This is a genomic window from Serratia sp. DFXYC6 (assembly GCF_057196085.1).
The window spans coordinates 16429-30893 of the sequence record NZ_JBXUNV010000009.1 but is presented as its reverse complement, the minus strand read 5'-3'; the positions used below and the strand labels follow the sequence as shown (position 1 = coordinate 30893).

Annotated in this window: 15 protein-coding genes and 1 riboswitch; of the genes, 9 read left to right on the top strand and 6 right to left on the bottom strand. The window is 61.8% G+C overall.

Features of this window, described 5'->3' with window-relative positions; all coding sequences use genetic code 11:
• The first annotated feature begins 545 nt into the window (after positions 1–545).
• Both purH and purD read left to right on the top strand, forming a co-directional pair.
• Positions 546–2135, top strand: coding sequence for a bifunctional phosphoribosylaminoimidazolecarboxamide formyltransferase/IMP cyclohydrolase (gene purH, locus AC2CGQ_RS24430; RefSeq protein ID WP_176326617.1), 1590 nt, complete (start codon positions 546–548; stop codon positions 2133–2135).
• A 48-nt stretch (positions 2136–2183) separates the two neighbouring features.
• Positions 2184–3467 carry a phosphoribosylamine--glycine ligase gene (gene purD, locus AC2CGQ_RS24425; protein WP_484593922.1) on the top strand — a complete coding sequence of 428 codons (1284 nt, stop codon included), beginning with the start codon at positions 2184–2186 and terminating at the stop codon, positions 3465–3467.
• 49 nt (positions 3468–3516) lie between these two features.
• Here the strand turns inward: purD and AC2CGQ_RS24420 are convergent, their stop codons facing one another.
• From AC2CGQ_RS24420 to nudC, 6 genes are all read right to left on the bottom strand, one after another.
• Positions 3517–4188, bottom strand: a complete 672-nt coding sequence (locus AC2CGQ_RS24420) for a DUF1481 domain-containing protein (protein ID WP_079007583.1) — start codon at positions 4186–4188, stop codon at positions 3517–3519.
• Between the two features lie 36 nt (positions 4189–4224).
• A complete protein-coding gene (gene hupA, locus AC2CGQ_RS24415; RefSeq protein WP_004929874.1) occupies positions 4225–4497 on the bottom strand; it encodes a nucleoid-associated protein HU-alpha in 273 nt (90 codons plus the stop codon).
• Positions 4498–4686: 189 nt separating this feature from the next.
• Positions 4687–5277: a YjaG family protein gene (locus AC2CGQ_RS24410; RefSeq protein WP_004929875.1), complete on the bottom strand. Its 591-nt coding sequence runs from the start codon at positions 5275–5277 to the stop codon at positions 4687–4689.
• A gap of 48 nt (positions 5278–5325) precedes the next feature.
• A complete protein-coding gene (gene nfi / locus AC2CGQ_RS24405; RefSeq protein ID WP_033631538.1) occupies positions 5326–6012 on the bottom strand; it encodes a deoxyribonuclease V in 687 nt (228 codons plus the stop codon).
• A 9-nt stretch (positions 6013–6021) separates the two neighbouring features.
• Positions 6022–7086: a uroporphyrinogen decarboxylase gene (gene hemE, locus AC2CGQ_RS24400; RefSeq protein ID WP_004929877.1), complete on the bottom strand. Its 1065-nt coding sequence runs from the start codon at positions 7084–7086 to the stop codon at positions 6022–6024.
• Positions 7087–7124: 38 nt separating this feature from the next.
• Complete coding sequence (nudC, locus tag AC2CGQ_RS24395; protein WP_004929878.1) at positions 7125–7892, bottom strand: NAD(+) diphosphatase; 768 nt, start codon at positions 7890–7892, stop codon at positions 7125–7127.
• Between the two features lie 101 nt (positions 7893–7993).
• Between nudC and AC2CGQ_RS24390 the strand changes: the two genes are divergently transcribed.
• From AC2CGQ_RS24390 to thiH, 7 genes are all read left to right on the top strand, one after another.
• Complete coding sequence (locus AC2CGQ_RS24390; protein WP_004929879.1) at positions 7994–8497, top strand: Rsd/AlgQ family anti-sigma factor; 504 nt, start codon at positions 7994–7996, stop codon at positions 8495–8497.
• A 39-nt stretch (positions 8498–8536) separates the two neighbouring features.
• Positions 8537–8661, top strand: a riboswitch (TPP riboswitch).
• 114 nt (positions 8662–8775) lie between these two features.
• The gene (thiC, locus tag AC2CGQ_RS24385) at positions 8776–10719 is read left to right on the top strand and encodes a phosphomethylpyrimidine synthase ThiC (RefSeq protein ID WP_049278916.1); all 1944 of its coding nucleotides are present in this window, start codon (positions 8776–8778) and stop codon (positions 10717–10719) included.
• Complete coding sequence (gene thiE, locus AC2CGQ_RS24380) at positions 10712–11362, top strand: thiamine phosphate synthase (RefSeq protein WP_015376325.1); 651 nt, start codon at positions 10712–10714, stop codon at positions 11360–11362. Before thiC ends, thiE begins: the two co-directional genes overlap by 8 nt.
• Positions 11355–12104 (top strand): HesA/MoeB/ThiF family protein, encoded by a 750-nt coding sequence (locus AC2CGQ_RS24375; protein WP_015376324.1) that lies wholly within the window; start codon positions 11355–11357, stop codon positions 12102–12104. The genes thiE and AC2CGQ_RS24375 overlap by 8 nt, the downstream gene beginning before the upstream one ends.
• Positions 12101–12301 (top strand): sulfur carrier protein ThiS, encoded by a 201-nt coding sequence (gene thiS / locus AC2CGQ_RS24370; protein WP_015376323.1) that lies wholly within the window; start codon positions 12101–12103, stop codon positions 12299–12301. The genes AC2CGQ_RS24375 and thiS overlap by 4 nt, the downstream gene beginning before the upstream one ends.
• Before the next feature lies 1 nt (position 12302).
• A complete protein-coding gene (locus tag AC2CGQ_RS24365; RefSeq protein WP_021505237.1) occupies positions 12303–13082 on the top strand; it encodes a thiazole synthase in 780 nt (259 codons plus the stop codon).
• Positions 13082–14215 carry a 2-iminoacetate synthase ThiH gene (thiH, locus tag AC2CGQ_RS24360; protein ID WP_118892549.1) on the top strand — a complete coding sequence of 378 codons (1134 nt, stop codon included), beginning with the start codon at positions 13082–13084 and terminating at the stop codon, positions 14213–14215. The genes AC2CGQ_RS24365 and thiH overlap by 1 nt, the downstream gene beginning before the upstream one ends.
• Positions 14216–14465 lie beyond the last annotated feature (250 nt).

Below are 14465 nucleotides of genomic sequence, written 5' to 3'. Positions count from 1 at the left end.
TTTTGCATCCGAAGATGCTGGATATCGTCTTGTGGAGTGCCCACACAGATTGTCTGATAAATTGTTAAAGAGCAGTGAGTTAGGCGCTTTCGCTTGCTAACTCGAGGTGGCGTATATTACGCTTTCCTCTTTCAGAGTCAACCCTAATTTTCAGGATTTTTTCTCTGCGACTCCCGGATACTCTGTGAAGTTGTTCACATGTTCCGTGTCGATGGAGGCGCATTATAGGGAGTTCCTCGCAGGCCGCAACAGGTATTTTCAGCAAAAACGATCGTTCGCTGCATTCCACAGCAAAACCCCGCTTTATACCCACTTGCGCACAGTGTTATCCACAGATGCGATTTGTACGGAAAATTTACGAGCGCCACGCAAACGTTTTCGCTACAATTCCCCGCGACGAAACGATCCCCCTTTTTATGGGGGCGTTACCTGAATATGTGCCTGACCCTCCCTTTATAAGGCAAAAAACTGCGCTTTATAGACAGAACGAGGTGGACATTCACGTAACGCTCTTTAATTGCGACTCAAAGCCAAGGGATAAAACCATGCAACAACCTCGTCCAATCCGCCGGGCCCTGCTCAGCGTGTCTGACAAAACCGGTATCGTTGAATTCGCCGAAGCGCTTTCCCAGCGCGGCGTTGAACTGCTGTCCACCGGCGGCACCGCCCGTCTGCTGGCAGACGCCGGTCTGCCCGTTACCGAAGTTTCCGACTACACCGGCTTCCCGGAGATGATGGACGGACGAGTTAAGACCCTGCACCCGAAAGTCCACGGCGGCATTCTCGGCCGCCGCGGCCAGGACGACGCTGTCATGAATCAGCATGACATCAAGCCTATCGACATGGTGGTCGTCAATCTGTACCCATTCGCCCAAACCGTGGCGCGCCCGGATTGCTCGCTGGAGGATGCGGTCGAGAATATCGATATCGGCGGCCCGACCATGGTGCGCTCCGCCGCCAAGAACCATAAAGACGTCGCCATCGTGGTGAAGAGCAGCGACTACGCCGCCATCATTACCGAGATGGACAACAACGACGGTTCGCTGCGCTATGCCACCCGCTTCGATCTCGCCATCAAGGCCTTTGAACACACCGCCGCCTACGACAGCATGATCGCCAACTACTTCGGCGCGCTGGTGCCGGCGTACCACGGCGAGACCGAACAGCCGTCCGGCCGCTTCCCGCGCACCCTGAACCTCAACTACATCAAGAAGCAGGATATGCGCTACGGTGAAAACAGCCACCAGCAGGCCGCCTTCTATATAGAGGAAGAAGTAAAGGAAGCTTCTGTCGCGACCGCCGAACAGCTGCAGGGCAAAGCGCTGTCCTATAACAACATCGCCGATACCGACGCCGCGCTGGAATGCGTGAAAGAGTTCGACGAACCGGCCTGCGTGATCGTCAAGCACGCCAACCCTTGCGGCGTGGCGATCGGCGACGACATTCTGGCCGCCTACGAGCGCGCTTACCAAACCGATCCGACCTCCGCCTTCGGCGGCATCATCGCCTTTAACCGCGAGCTGGACGCCGCCACCGCGCAGGCGATCATCAGCCGCCAGTTCGTGGAAGTGATCATCGCGCCAAACGTCACCCAGGAAGCGCGCTCCCTGCTGGCCGCCAAACAGAACGTGCGCGTGCTGGCCTGCGGCCAGTGGCAGCAACGCGTGGCGGGGCTGGACTTCAAACGCGTCAACGGCGGGCTGCTGGTGCAGGATCGCGATCTGGGCATGGTGACCGCCGGCGATCTGCGCGTGGTATCAGAGCGCCAGCCGACCGAACAGGAACTGCGTGACGCGCTGTTCTGCTGGAAAGTGGCCAAGTTCGTGAAATCCAACGCCATCGTTTACGCGCGTGACAACATGACCATCGGCATAGGCGCCGGCCAGATGAGCCGCGTTTACTCCGCCAAGATCGCCGGCATCAAAGCGGGCGACGAAGGGCTGGAAGTGAAAGGCTCCGCCATGGCCTCCGACGCCTTCTTCCCGTTCCGCGACGGCATCGATGCCGCGGCGGCGGTTGGCATCACCTGCGTGATCCAGCCGGGCGGTTCGATCCGCGACGACGAAGTGATCGCCGCCGCCAACGAACACGGCATCGCGATGATCTTCACCGACATGCGTCACTTCCGCCATTAATTCCTTTTGCCGCGTGCGCTCCGGCGCACGCCATTCGTGGAGCCCCTGATGAACATTTTGATTATCGGCAACGGCGGGCGCGAGCACGCGCTGGCCTGGAAAGCCGCCCAGTCTCCGCTGGCGGATAAAGTCTACGTTGCGCCGGGCAATGCCGGCACCGCGCTGGAAGCCAATCTGGAGAACGTGGCGATCGCCGCCACCGATATCCCCGCCCTGGTCGCTTTCGCCCAGAGCCATGACATCGGTCTGACCATCGTCGGGCCGGAAGCGCCGCTGGTGATTGGCGTGGTCGACGCCTTCCAGGCCGTCGGTCTGAAAATTTTCGGCCCGTCACAGGCCGCCGCACAGCTCGAAGGCTCCAAAGCCTTCACCAAGGATTTCCTGGCGCGCCACCGCATTCCGACCGCCGAATATGAAAACTTCACCGAGGTGGAGCCGGCGCTGGCCTACGTGCGCCGCAAAGGCGCGCCGATCGTCATCAAGGCCGATGGCCTGGCGGCCGGTAAGGGCGTAATCGTCGCGATGACGCTGCAGGAAGCGGAAGAGGCGGTGCGCGACATGTTGGCCGGCAATGCCTTCGGCGACGCCGGCCATCGCATCGTGGTGGAAGAGTTCCTCGACGGCGAAGAAGCCAGCTTCATCGTGATGGTCGACGGCGAGAACGTGGTGCCGATGGCTACCAGCCAGGACCACAAACGCGTCGGCGACGGTGACACCGGCCCGAACACCGGCGGCATGGGTGCCTATTCTCCGGCGCCGGTCGTGACCGACGAAATCCACCGGCGCGCCATGGATCAGGTGATCTGGCCGACGGTGCGCGGCATGGCGGCGGAAGGCAACACCTACGTCGGCTTCCTGTACGCCGGCCTGATGATCTCCGCCGACGGCCAGCCGAAGGTGATCGAATTCAACTGCCGTTTTGGCGATCCGGAAACTCAGCCGATCATGCTACGCCTGCGCTCCGATCTGGTGGAGCTGTGTCTGGCGGGCGCCGAAGGCCGTCTGAACGAGAAGAGCTCTGATTGGGACGAACGCCCTGCCCTTGGCGTGGTGCTGGCAGCCGGCGGTTATCCGGGTGACTATCGCAACGGCGAGGTGATCCAGGGGCTACCGCAGCAGGAAAGCGCCGACGGTAAGGTCTTCCACGCCGGCACACGCTTGCAGGGCGATGACGTCGTCACCAGCGGCGGCCGCGTGCTGTGCGTGACGGCGCTGGGCGAAACCGTGGCGCAGGCGCAGCAACGCGCCTATCAGTTGGCGGAAGGCATTCAGTGGCCAGGCAGCTTCTGCCGCAAAGATATCGGTTATCGCGCGATTGCACGCGGCAAATAATTTGACCTTTCATGGTCATGACAAGAGGCTCCGCAGCGCGGGGCCTTTTTTATAGTTGGTCTTCTTTCGGTTCCCAGCTGCAGAAATCGTCGTTCGCCACCAGCAGCAGTTCGCTGCCTTCAGGCGCTTCCAGCCAGGCGACGCTCACCGGCCGGCTGCTGCTGCGGGCGCGTTTTTCGATCCAGGCGATGGAGGCGGCATCCAGCCCCGGTTTCATGCTTTGGCCGTCGCAGGTTTGCACCTCACCCTGCATCCAACGCCCCTGCAGCAATTTAACCTTGCCGGCGCGCAGCGCATTGCTCACTTCGAGGATCCGTCGCGCCTGATATTGGTACAGGGCGATTTCATCGCGGGTCAGCGGTTCGCGGCGTGTCGCCAGCTGGCGCTGCATAAAACTCACCGTGCCATCGTCGGCAAAGCGCAGCTGAATGGAGTCTCGATCGCCGTCGGCGTCGTTACGTTTGATTTGGCGCAGCACGTCGCCCTGATAGGTGTACAGCGTGGTAATGGTACCCGGGCCGCGGTAAGGGCTGTAAACGCTGACTAACACTTGCGGACGATGTTGCTCATCGTCTTTACGCCACAGACGTATCACGCCCTGATCGGCCACGAAGCCGCTGGCGGTAAAGCTGGGGATATCGGAATGGAAACTGCAGGCGCTCAGGCCGACGGCGATGCCAACGGCCATGAGCGCCCGACGAGTAAACAAAAGGGGCGCCATCGCCCCCCTGTTTAATCTTTTCACCGAGGCGCGGTCTTATTTAACGGCGTCTTTCAGTGCTTTGCCAGAAACGAACGCAGGCACGTTGGCTGCTGCGATTTTGATTTCTTTGCCAGTCTGTGGGTTGCGGCCAGTGCGCTCGCTACGATGGTTTACTTTGAAAGTACCGAAGCCAACCAATTGTACTGCATCACCTTCTTTCAGAGACTCAGTAATTGCAGCCAGGGTGGATTCCAGAGCCAGTTTAGCTTGTGCTTTGGAAAGGTCAGCCTTGTCCGCGATTACATCAATCAGTTGAGTCTTGTTCATAAGTTATCCTTACAGTGTGTTTATCGTTTGCAAAGCATCGAGTGCGACGGATATGCCGATTGACAGCACTCTCCTGCATACACGCACCGATAGCCACTTTTTTTACGCCCCCCAAATGTAGACCAGACAGGGTGCGGATGTGAAGCCTTAAGGCATGACAAATCAGGCGTTAAATCACGTTTTGTTGCCTTATTGCGCTAAATTTATCCCGATGTTGCTGACGCCCGCCTCCCGCAGGTCGGATCGCAGCCCCTTGATCAGGTCTATATCGCGCTCTTCACAGGCGTCCAACAGGCGGAAAATTTCCCATTGAATGTCCCATTCTTCCTCTACCGCCGGCAAACTTTCCAACTCTTCGTCGGTCATTTCCTTACCGGCTTGGGTCATTTCCAACATCGCCACGGTGCGAATCGATGTTTCACTGATGGCGATGGCGTGCTCCAGCGTCTCCCCGCCGAGCCGCGAATGGATCAGTTCCCCTAATGCGATACAGGCATCAATTGCCGGGTAAACGCCGTAAAGATCGTAATCTTCCGCCGACGGAATCGCCTCTTCCAACTTCTCGAGCTGGCTGTCGAAGTTGACCTTGGCGTCCTTCACCACCAGCGTTTCCCACACCAAATCCAGAATGCGGCGATAAACCGCCGGATCGCCGAACTCGGTCTGTTTGCAGAACATCTGGTAATTCGGGTACATACGCTCGCACAAACTGGCCATAAAGGTCAAATGTTGCCAGCCCTCGAGCCGTTCCAGACGTAAATGAATCGGGTTACGTAGCATGCTTTACTCTCTTACGCGTTATCTGCGGCGCAGTGTACCCGAAATCGCTCATGGCGACACCTCCGGATGCTGCTGCAACCACCGCTGAAACGCCGGACGGCGCGAAGCGATGGCATCGGCCCAACGGGTCGGCTCCGGCAAACGGTAGCCCGCCATGCAGCGTTGCACCCACGCCAGCGCGCTGTCGGCGCCCACGCGGTGACCGGTAGAGATGAACAGCGGGTTGCAACGCGCCTTGCTACGCCATACCCAGCCCAGCTGTTCTCCCTTATCTTCCAACGGCGCCAGCGCGCCGACGGCGGCGTCCAGCGGCGCGAATTTGCCGCACAGGCGCTTCTTGGCTACGCCGATGGTCGGCACATCGACCAGCAGGCCGAAATGGCTGGCGACGCCGAGGCGCCGCGGATGTGAAACGCCGTGCCCATCGACGAAGATCAGCCCCGGTTTTTGCCGCAGCTGCGCCCAGGCGGCCAACAGCGCCGGGTATTCGCGAAACGACAGGAAACCCGGAATATAAGGCATGACGGTGGCGATGCGCGCCACCTGATACTCCACCAGCTCCAGCGACGGATAGCGCAGGATGGCGATGGCGGCGCGCGTCACCGCGCCCTCTTGCTCGAAGCCCACATCGGCGCCGGCGATGAACGCCGGCGGTTCGGCCGGCAGCTCGTCGTAGCGAATGACTTCAGCGGCGCGCCGCAGCTGTTCGGCGCGCAGAGCCGCCATATCGGTCACATCGGATCCTTAACGGTGGTATTTCGCCGACTGCGCGTGCACCGCCTCGACGAAGGCCCCGGCGTGCTCCGGCGGCACATCCTGATGGATGCCGTGGCCCAGGTTGAACACATGACCGTTGCCGTGGCCGAAACCGGCCAGAATGGTCTCCACTTCTTCCGCGATGCGCGCCGGAGAAGCATAAAGCATCGACGGATCCATATTGCCCTGCAGCGCCACTTTGTCGCCTACGCGACGGCGCGCGTCGGCGATGTCGGTGGTCCAGTCCAGCCCCAGCGCATCGCAGCCGGTGGCGGCCATCGCCTCCAGCCACTGCCCGCCGCCTTTGGTGAACAGCGTTACCGGCACGCGGCGGCCGTCGTTTTCACGCAGCAAGCCATCGACGATCTTGTGCATGTAGTGCAAAGAGAACTCGCGGTAATCGCGCCCGGTCAGCACGCCGCCCCAGGTGTCGAACACCATCACCGACTGCGCGCCGGCCTTGATCTGGGCATTGAGGTAAAGGATCACGCTGTCCGCCAGCTTGTCCAGCAACAGGTGCAACGTGGCCGGCTCGGCATACATCATCTTCTTCAGCTTGGTGAATGCCTTGCTGCTGCCGCCCTCAACCATATAGGTAGCCAGCGTCCACGGGCTGCCGGAGAAGCCGATCAGCGGCACTTCGCCCTTCAGCTCGCGGCGAATGGTGCGCACCGCGTTCATCACATAGCCCAGCTCCACTTCCGGATCGAACACCGGCAGTTTGTCGACGTCGGCGCGGCAGGTGACGGGGGAGCTGAAACGCGGGCCTTCGCCGGCTTCAAAGTACAGGCCGAGCCCCATGGCGTCGGGAATGGTGAGAATGTCGGAGAACAGGATGGCGGCGTCCAGCGCGTAGCGGCGCAGCGGCTGCAGCGTAACCTCGCAGGCCAGCTCCGCGTTCTTGCACAGCGACATGAAATCACCGGCCTGGGCGCGAGTCGCCTTATACTCCGGTAAATAACGACCGGCCTGGCGCATCATCCATACGGGGGTCACATCCACCGGCTGACGCAACAGCGCGCGCAGGTAACGATCGTTCTTCAACTCAGTCATTTATGGGGCTCCCTTAATAATCTGCCGGCCATTGTACATTATTCTGCCCGGCACAGCGCCACGGTGTCCTCAATCAAGCGGCGCGCCACGGTGCCGGGCGGCGGCAACAGCGGCAGTTGGTCGTAACGATACCAGCCGGCATTGAGCAGCTCCTTGGGATCGTGACGAATCTCACCCTGGTGGTAATCGGCCATAAAGGCCATCATCAGCGAGTGCGGAAACGGCCAGGGTTGTGACGTGACGTAGCGCAGGTTCTTGATTTCAATATTGCTCTCTTCCATCACTTCGCGCGCTACCGCTTGCTCCAGCGTTTCGCCCACTTCAACGAAACCGGCCAGCACCGTGTGAATGCCGCCGCGATGGCGCACGTGCTGCGCCAGCAGGATCTGATCGTCGCGCCGAATGGCGACGATCACGCAGGGCGCGATCTGCGGGTAGTAGCGCTCCTTGCAATGGCCGCACAGGCAGGCGCTTTCGGTGCGGCTGAGGTGCATCTCATGGCCGCAGTAGCCGCAATAGCGATGGGAGCGGTAGAAATCCGCCAACTGCACGCCGCGCCCGGCCAGCTGGAACAGACCACGATCCTGATCCAACAACTGACGCACCGACCCCATCTCCCGCGGCATCGCCTGGCGCACCAGCCAGACCGGCGCGCCCTCCCACTCACCGATGACGCGCGCCATGTGGCCCTGCAGCCCGAGGGCGGCGGCGGTCCCCGACGGCAATTCACCGTTCGGTAACCAAAGTTTGCTTTCATGGCTGACGATCCACCAGCCGTTTTCATTGCCCGTTAATGCAAGTTCCATATCGTTGTTGCACAACCTCAGCTTCACTGGCACTCTACAAATCGGCTTTGTTACATTTTAATAACTTACCGGTTACTTTTGTTACTTACACGGAGTCAAACATGCTCAACCGTTTGGAAAGGCTGACTCAGCGCGTTGGCGGTAGTAATGAATTAGTTGATCAATGGCTTCAGGCCCGCAAGCAGTTGCTGGTCGCCTACTGCACGCTGGTAGGCCTCAAACCGAATAAAGAAAAGCATACGCCGCTGAATGAAAAAGCGCTGGAGAACTTTTGCCATAACCTGGTGGATTACCTCTCCGCAGGGCATTTTCATATCTATGACAGAATTATCAAACAAGTGGAAGGCGCAGCCAGTCCGAAAATGTCGCTGGCGGTGAACATCTACCCCAAACTGTGGGCCAATACCGAACAGATCATGGCGTTCCACGATCGCTATACCGAAGTGGATATCGATCAGGAGGTTTGTCTGGAATTCCACCAGGCCTTGTCGGATATCGGCGAAACGCTGGCGGCGCGCTTTGCGCTGGAAGATAAGCTGATCCTGCTGGAAGCGGAAGCCACGCAGCAACCGCTGCCGGACCAGGCGCTGGATCCGGCGCGTTAAAATTTTATAGTTTTTTTTCTTATCCCTCCTATACTGGGGGGCATCTTGTCGGAGTGCCTAGCGCCTGATTTGTTCATCGAATCAGCCAGGCTGAGACCGTTAATTCGGGATCCGCGGAACCTGATCGGGTTAATACCCGCGAAGGGAACAAGAGTAATCTATCGCCACAGACACGGCCTTCCCCTTGCGGGCGCCCTGCCTTATCGGCCACCATCATTACTCCCTCCGAGCTCCAGACAAGCAACTTTCCCAACCCAACACACTGGTAGGAACTTGCTATGTCTAACGTTAATCCACCGCGCGCCCGTAAAGCGCAACGCGAAGCCGCCCAGCAGTTTATCGACACCCTGCAAGGCATGGCTTTCCCAAACTCACGCCGCATCTACTTGCAGGGTTCGCGCCGCGATATCCAGGTGCCGATGCGTGAAATTCAGCTCAGCCCGACCCTGGTCGGCGGCAGCAAAGATAACCCGCAGTATGAACAGAACGAGGCGATCCCGGTGTATGACACCGCCGGCCCGTACGGCGATCCACAGGCCGAGCTCGACGTGCACGCCGGCCTGGCCAAGCTGCGCGCCGGCTGGATCGACGCACGCGGCGATACCGCCACCCTGAGCGGTGCCAGCTCCGGCTTCACCCAGCAGCGGCTGGCGGACGAAGGTCTCGATCACCTGCGTTTCGAACACCTGCCGCTGCCGCGCAAAGCGCTGCCGGGCAAGTGCGTAACCCAGTTGCACTACGCCCGCGCCGGCATCGTCACCCCGGAGATGGAATTCATCGCCATCCGTGAAAACATGGGGCGCGAACGCATTCGCGGCGAGGTGCTGCGCCACCAGCATCCGGGCCAGGGCTGGGGCGCCAACCTGCCGGACAACATCACGCCGGAGTTCGTGCGCCAGGAAGTGGCCGCCGGCCGCGCTATCATTCCCGCCAACATCAATCACCCGGAAGCGGAGCCGATGATTATCGGCCGCAATTTCCTGGTAAAGGTGAACGCCAATATCGGCAACTCGGCGGTCACGTCGTCGATCGAAGAAGAGGTGGAGAAGCTGGTATGGGCCACCCGCTGGGGCGCAGACACCGTGATGGATCTCTCCACCGGCCGCTATATTCACGAAACCCGCGAGTGGATCCTGCGCAACAGCCCGGTGCCCATCGGCACCGTGCCGATCTACCAGGCGCTGGAGAAGGTCAACGGCGTGGCGGAAAACCTCACCTGGGAGATGTTCCGCGATACGCTGCTGGAACAGGCGGAGCAAGGGGTCGACTACTTCACCATCCACGCCGGCGTGCTGCTGCGCTACGTGCCGATGACCGCCAAACGCCTGACCGGCATCGTGTCGCGCGGCGGCTCGATCATGGCCAAATGGTGTCTGTCGCACCATCAGGAAAACTTCCTCTATCAGCATTTCCGCGAAATCTGTGAGATCTGCGCCGCCTACGACGTTTCGCTGTCGCTCGGCGACGGCCTGCGCCCCGGCTCAATTCAGGACGCCAACGACGAAGCCCAGTTCGCCGAACTGCATACGCTGGGCGAGCTGACCAAAATCGCCTGGGAATACGACGTGCAGGTGATGATCGAGGGCCCTGGCCACGTGCCGATGCAGATGATCCGCCGCAACATGACCGAAGAGCTGGAACACTGCCACGAAGCGCCGTTCTACACCCTCGGTCCGCTGACCACCGACATCGCCCCGGGCTATGACCATTTCACCTCCGGTATCGGCGCGGCGATGATCGGCTGGTTCGGCTGCGCCATGCTGTGTTACGTCACGCCGAAAGAACACCTCGGCCTGCCGAACAAAGAGGACGTCAAACAGGGCCTGATCACCTACAAGATCGCCGCTCACGCCGCCGATCTGGCCAAAGGCCATCCGGGCGCGCAGATCCGCGATAACGCCATGTCCAAGGCGCGTTTCGAATTCCGCTGGGAAGATCAGTTCAATCTGGCGCTCGATCCGGCCACCGCGCGCGCCTATCACGACGAAACCCTGCCGCAGGAATCCGGCAAGATCGCCCACTTCTGCTCGATGTGCGGACCAAAATTCTGCTCGATGAAGATTTCACAAGAGGTGCGCGACTACGCCGCTGCCCAAGAGGCCGCCAAACCGATCGAGGTGCAGCTGACCGGTATGGAGAAAATGTCCGCCGAGTTCCGCGCCCGCGGCAGCGAGCTGTATCACAGCGCCGGCAATTTGCAGGAGGAGACCAGCAATGACTGATATCACGACGCCCTTCCCGGCGACGCCCTACAAACTGGGGCTCTACCCGGTCGTCGACAGCGTGGAATGGATCGCTCGCCTGCTGGAGGCCGGCGTCACCACCATCCAGTTGCGCATCAAGGACTTGCCTGACGAGCAGGTCGAAGAGGATATCGCTGCCGCCATCGCGCTGGGCCGGCGTTATCAGGCGCGGCTGTTCATCAACGACTACTGGCGGCTGGCGATCAAGCACGGCGCCTACGGCGTGCATCTGGGCCAGGAAGATCTCGATACCACCGATCTGGCTGCCATTCACCGCGCCGGGCTGCGGCTGGGCGTGTCCACCCATGACGACGCGGAGCTGGCGCGCGCGCTGGCGGTGAAACCGTCCTACATCGCGTTGGGGCACATCTTCCCCACCCAAACCAAAGACATGCTTTCGGCGCCGCAGGGGCTGACGGAGTTGAAACGCCACATCGCCGGCCTGGCGGATTACCCGACGGTGGCGATCGGCGGGATCAGTATCGATCGCGTACCGGCGGTGCTGGCGTGCGGCGTCGGCAGCGTGGCGGTGGTCAGCGCCATCACCCAGGCGCCGGACTGGCGCGCGGCGACGGCCGAGCTGCTGCGGCTGATCGAAGGCGAGGATCCGAACGATGCTTAACGATCAGGAATTCCTGCGCTACAGCCGCCAGCTGCTGCTGGAGGACGTCGGCCCGGAAGGCCAGGAGAGACTCAAGCGCGCCACGGTGCTGATCGTCGGTTTAGGTGGGCTCGGTTCCCCGGCTTCGCTGTATCTGGCCGCCGCCGGCGTCGGCACGCTGCTGCTGGCCGACGACGACCAGCTGCACGTCACCAACCTGCAGCGGCAAATCCTCTACCGCAGCGCCGATACCGCCACCGGCAAGGCGGCGCTGGCGCAACGCCACCTGCAGGCGCTGAACCCGTTGGTGGAATCCATCCCGCTGGCGCAGCGGCTGCAAGGGCAAGCGCTGCGCGACGCGGTCGCACGCGCCGATCTGGTGCTGGACTGCTGCGACAATATGGCGACCCGCCATGAGGTCAATGCCGCCTGCATCGCCGCCGCCAAGCCGCTGATCAGCGGCAGCGCGGTCGGCTTCAGCGGCCAGCTGCTGGTGCTCGAGCCGCCCTATGCGCACGGCTGCTACGCCTGCCTGTACCCGGAGCAGGAAGAGCCGCAGCGCAACTGCCGCACCGCCGGGGTACTCGGTCCGGTGGTGGGCGTGATCGGCACCCTGCAAGCGCTGGAGGCCATCAAGATGCTGGCCGGCATGCCTTCTTCCCTCAGCGGTAAACTGCGGCTGTTCGACGGCAAGCAGCAGAGCTGGAGCACGCTGCAACTGAGCCAGGCCCGTGCCTGCCCGGTATGCGGAGGCGCGGCATGAAGATCCGTTTAAACGACCAACCGCTGGAGCTGCCGCAGCCGCTCAGCGTCGCCGCCCTGCTGGCCCAGCTGGAACGCCACCAGCCGGGTACCGCGCTGGCGATCAACCAAACCATCATCCCGCGCGCCGACTGGGCCGACCATCAGGTGCAGGACGGTGACGACATTTTGCTGTTTCAAGCGATCGCCGGAGGCTGACATGCTGAAAATCGCCGATACCACTTTTACCTCGCGCCTGTTCACCGGCACCGGCAAGTTCGCCACCCCGGCGCTGATGTTGGAGGCGCTGGCGGCCTCCGGCTCACAGCTGGTGACCATGGCCATGAAGCGCGTCGATCTGCGCGGCGGCAACGACGCCATTTTGGCGCCGCTGCAACAGTTGGGCGTCAGGCTGTTGCCCAATACCTCCGGCGCCAAAACGGCCGCCGAAGCGGTATTCGCCGCCCGGCTGGCGCGTGAAGCGCTCGGCACCCACTGGGTGAAGCTGGAGATCCACCCCGATGTGAAATACCTGCTGCCGGATCCGATAGAAACGCTGAAGGCGGCGGAAACGCTGGTGAAAGACGGTTTTGTGGTGCTGCCCTACTGCGGCGCCGATCCGGTGCTGTGCAAACGGCTGGAAGAGGCGGGCTGCGCGGCGGTGATGCCGCTCGGCGCCCCTATCGGTTCCAACCGCGGTCTGCGCACCCGCGACTTCCTCGAGATCATCATCGAACAGGCCAAGGTGCCGGTGGTGGTCGACGCCGGCATCGGCGCGCCAAGCCACGCGCTGGAAGCGATGGAGCTGGGCGCCGACGCGGTGCTGGTGAACACCGCCATCGCCGTGGCGCGCGACCCGGTGCAAATGGCGCGGGCGTTTCGCCTGGCGCTGGAGGCCGGCGAATTGGCGCGCAGCGCCGGATTGGGCGCGAGCCAGCGCGGTGCGGTCGCCTCTAGCCCGCTGACCGCCTTCCTCAGCCAGCCAGAGGAGGCACAGTGATGGCCGACGATTTCAGTAGCCGCTGGCAACAGCTGGATTGGGACGACATTACGCTGCGCATCAACGGCAAAACCGCGCGCGACGTGGAACGCGCGTTGAACGCCGACAAGCTGACGCGCGACGACTTTATGGCGCTGATCTCCCCCGCCGCCGCGCCGTATCTGGAACCGCTGGCGCAGCGCGCGCAGCAGCTGACCCGTCAGCGATTCGGCAACGTCGTCAGCTTCTATGTGCCGCTGTATCTGTCCAACCTGTGCGCCAACGACTGCACCTACTGCGGCTTTTCGATGAGCAACCGCATCAAGCGCAAAACGCTGGATGCGGCGGAGATCGCCCGCGAGTGCGCAGCCATCCAGGCGCTGGGGTTCGAACATCTGTTGCTGGTCACCGGCGAGCATCAGACCAAGGTCGGCATGGACTATTTCCGCCAGCACATCCCGGCGATCCGCCGACACTTCAGCTCGCTGATGATGGAAGTGCAGCCGTTGGCGCAGGAGGAATACGCCGAACTGAAAACGCTGGGCCTGGACGGCGTGCTGGTGTACCAGGAAACCTACCATCCGGCCACCTATCTGCAGCATCACCTGCGCGGCCAGAAGCAGGATTTCCATTGGCGCTTGGCCACGCCGGATCGCCTGGGGCGCGCCGGGATCGACAAGATCGGCATCGGTGCGTTGATCGGCCTGTCCAACAGTTGGCGCACCGACTGCTACCTGCTGGCGGAACATCTGTTTTACCTGCAGCAAACCTACTGGCAGAGCCGCTACTCGATCTCGTTCCCGCGCCTGCGCCCCTGCGCCGGCGGCATTGAACCGGCGTCGATCATGAGCGAGCCTCAACTGGTGCAGCTGATCTGCGCCTTCCGGCTGTTCGCGCCGGACGTTGAGCTGTCGCTGTCTACGCGTGAGTCGCCGTACTTCCGCGATCATATGATCCCGGTGGCGATCAACAGCGTCAGCGCCGGATCCAAGACGCAGCCCGGCGGCTATGCCGATGACGTGCCGCCGGAGCTGGAACAGTTCGAACCGCACGACGGCCGCACGCCGCAGCAGGTCGCCGAGGCCATCAGCAACGCCGGGCTGCAGCCGGTGTGGAAAGACTGGGACGGTTATCTGGGACGCGGTGCGCAATAAGCGGCAACGTTTACCGCCGCGTGAAGAAAACGCTGGAGCGGCCGCGCAATGCCGAACGGTGGTGCTGGCGCCGACAAACGCGCCGATTATAGTGACGTTGCCGGCCGCCAAACCCGGCGCCGGCCGGGGCCGTCTCCCTCTCGATGGCCCCGCCTTATCCCCCCCGGATCGCGCCGGAGATTCTCTTGCGCGACTCCGGGCCCTCTCCGCAGCAACGCGCATATGGCGTATCGCGGCCTGTAAGGGTGTA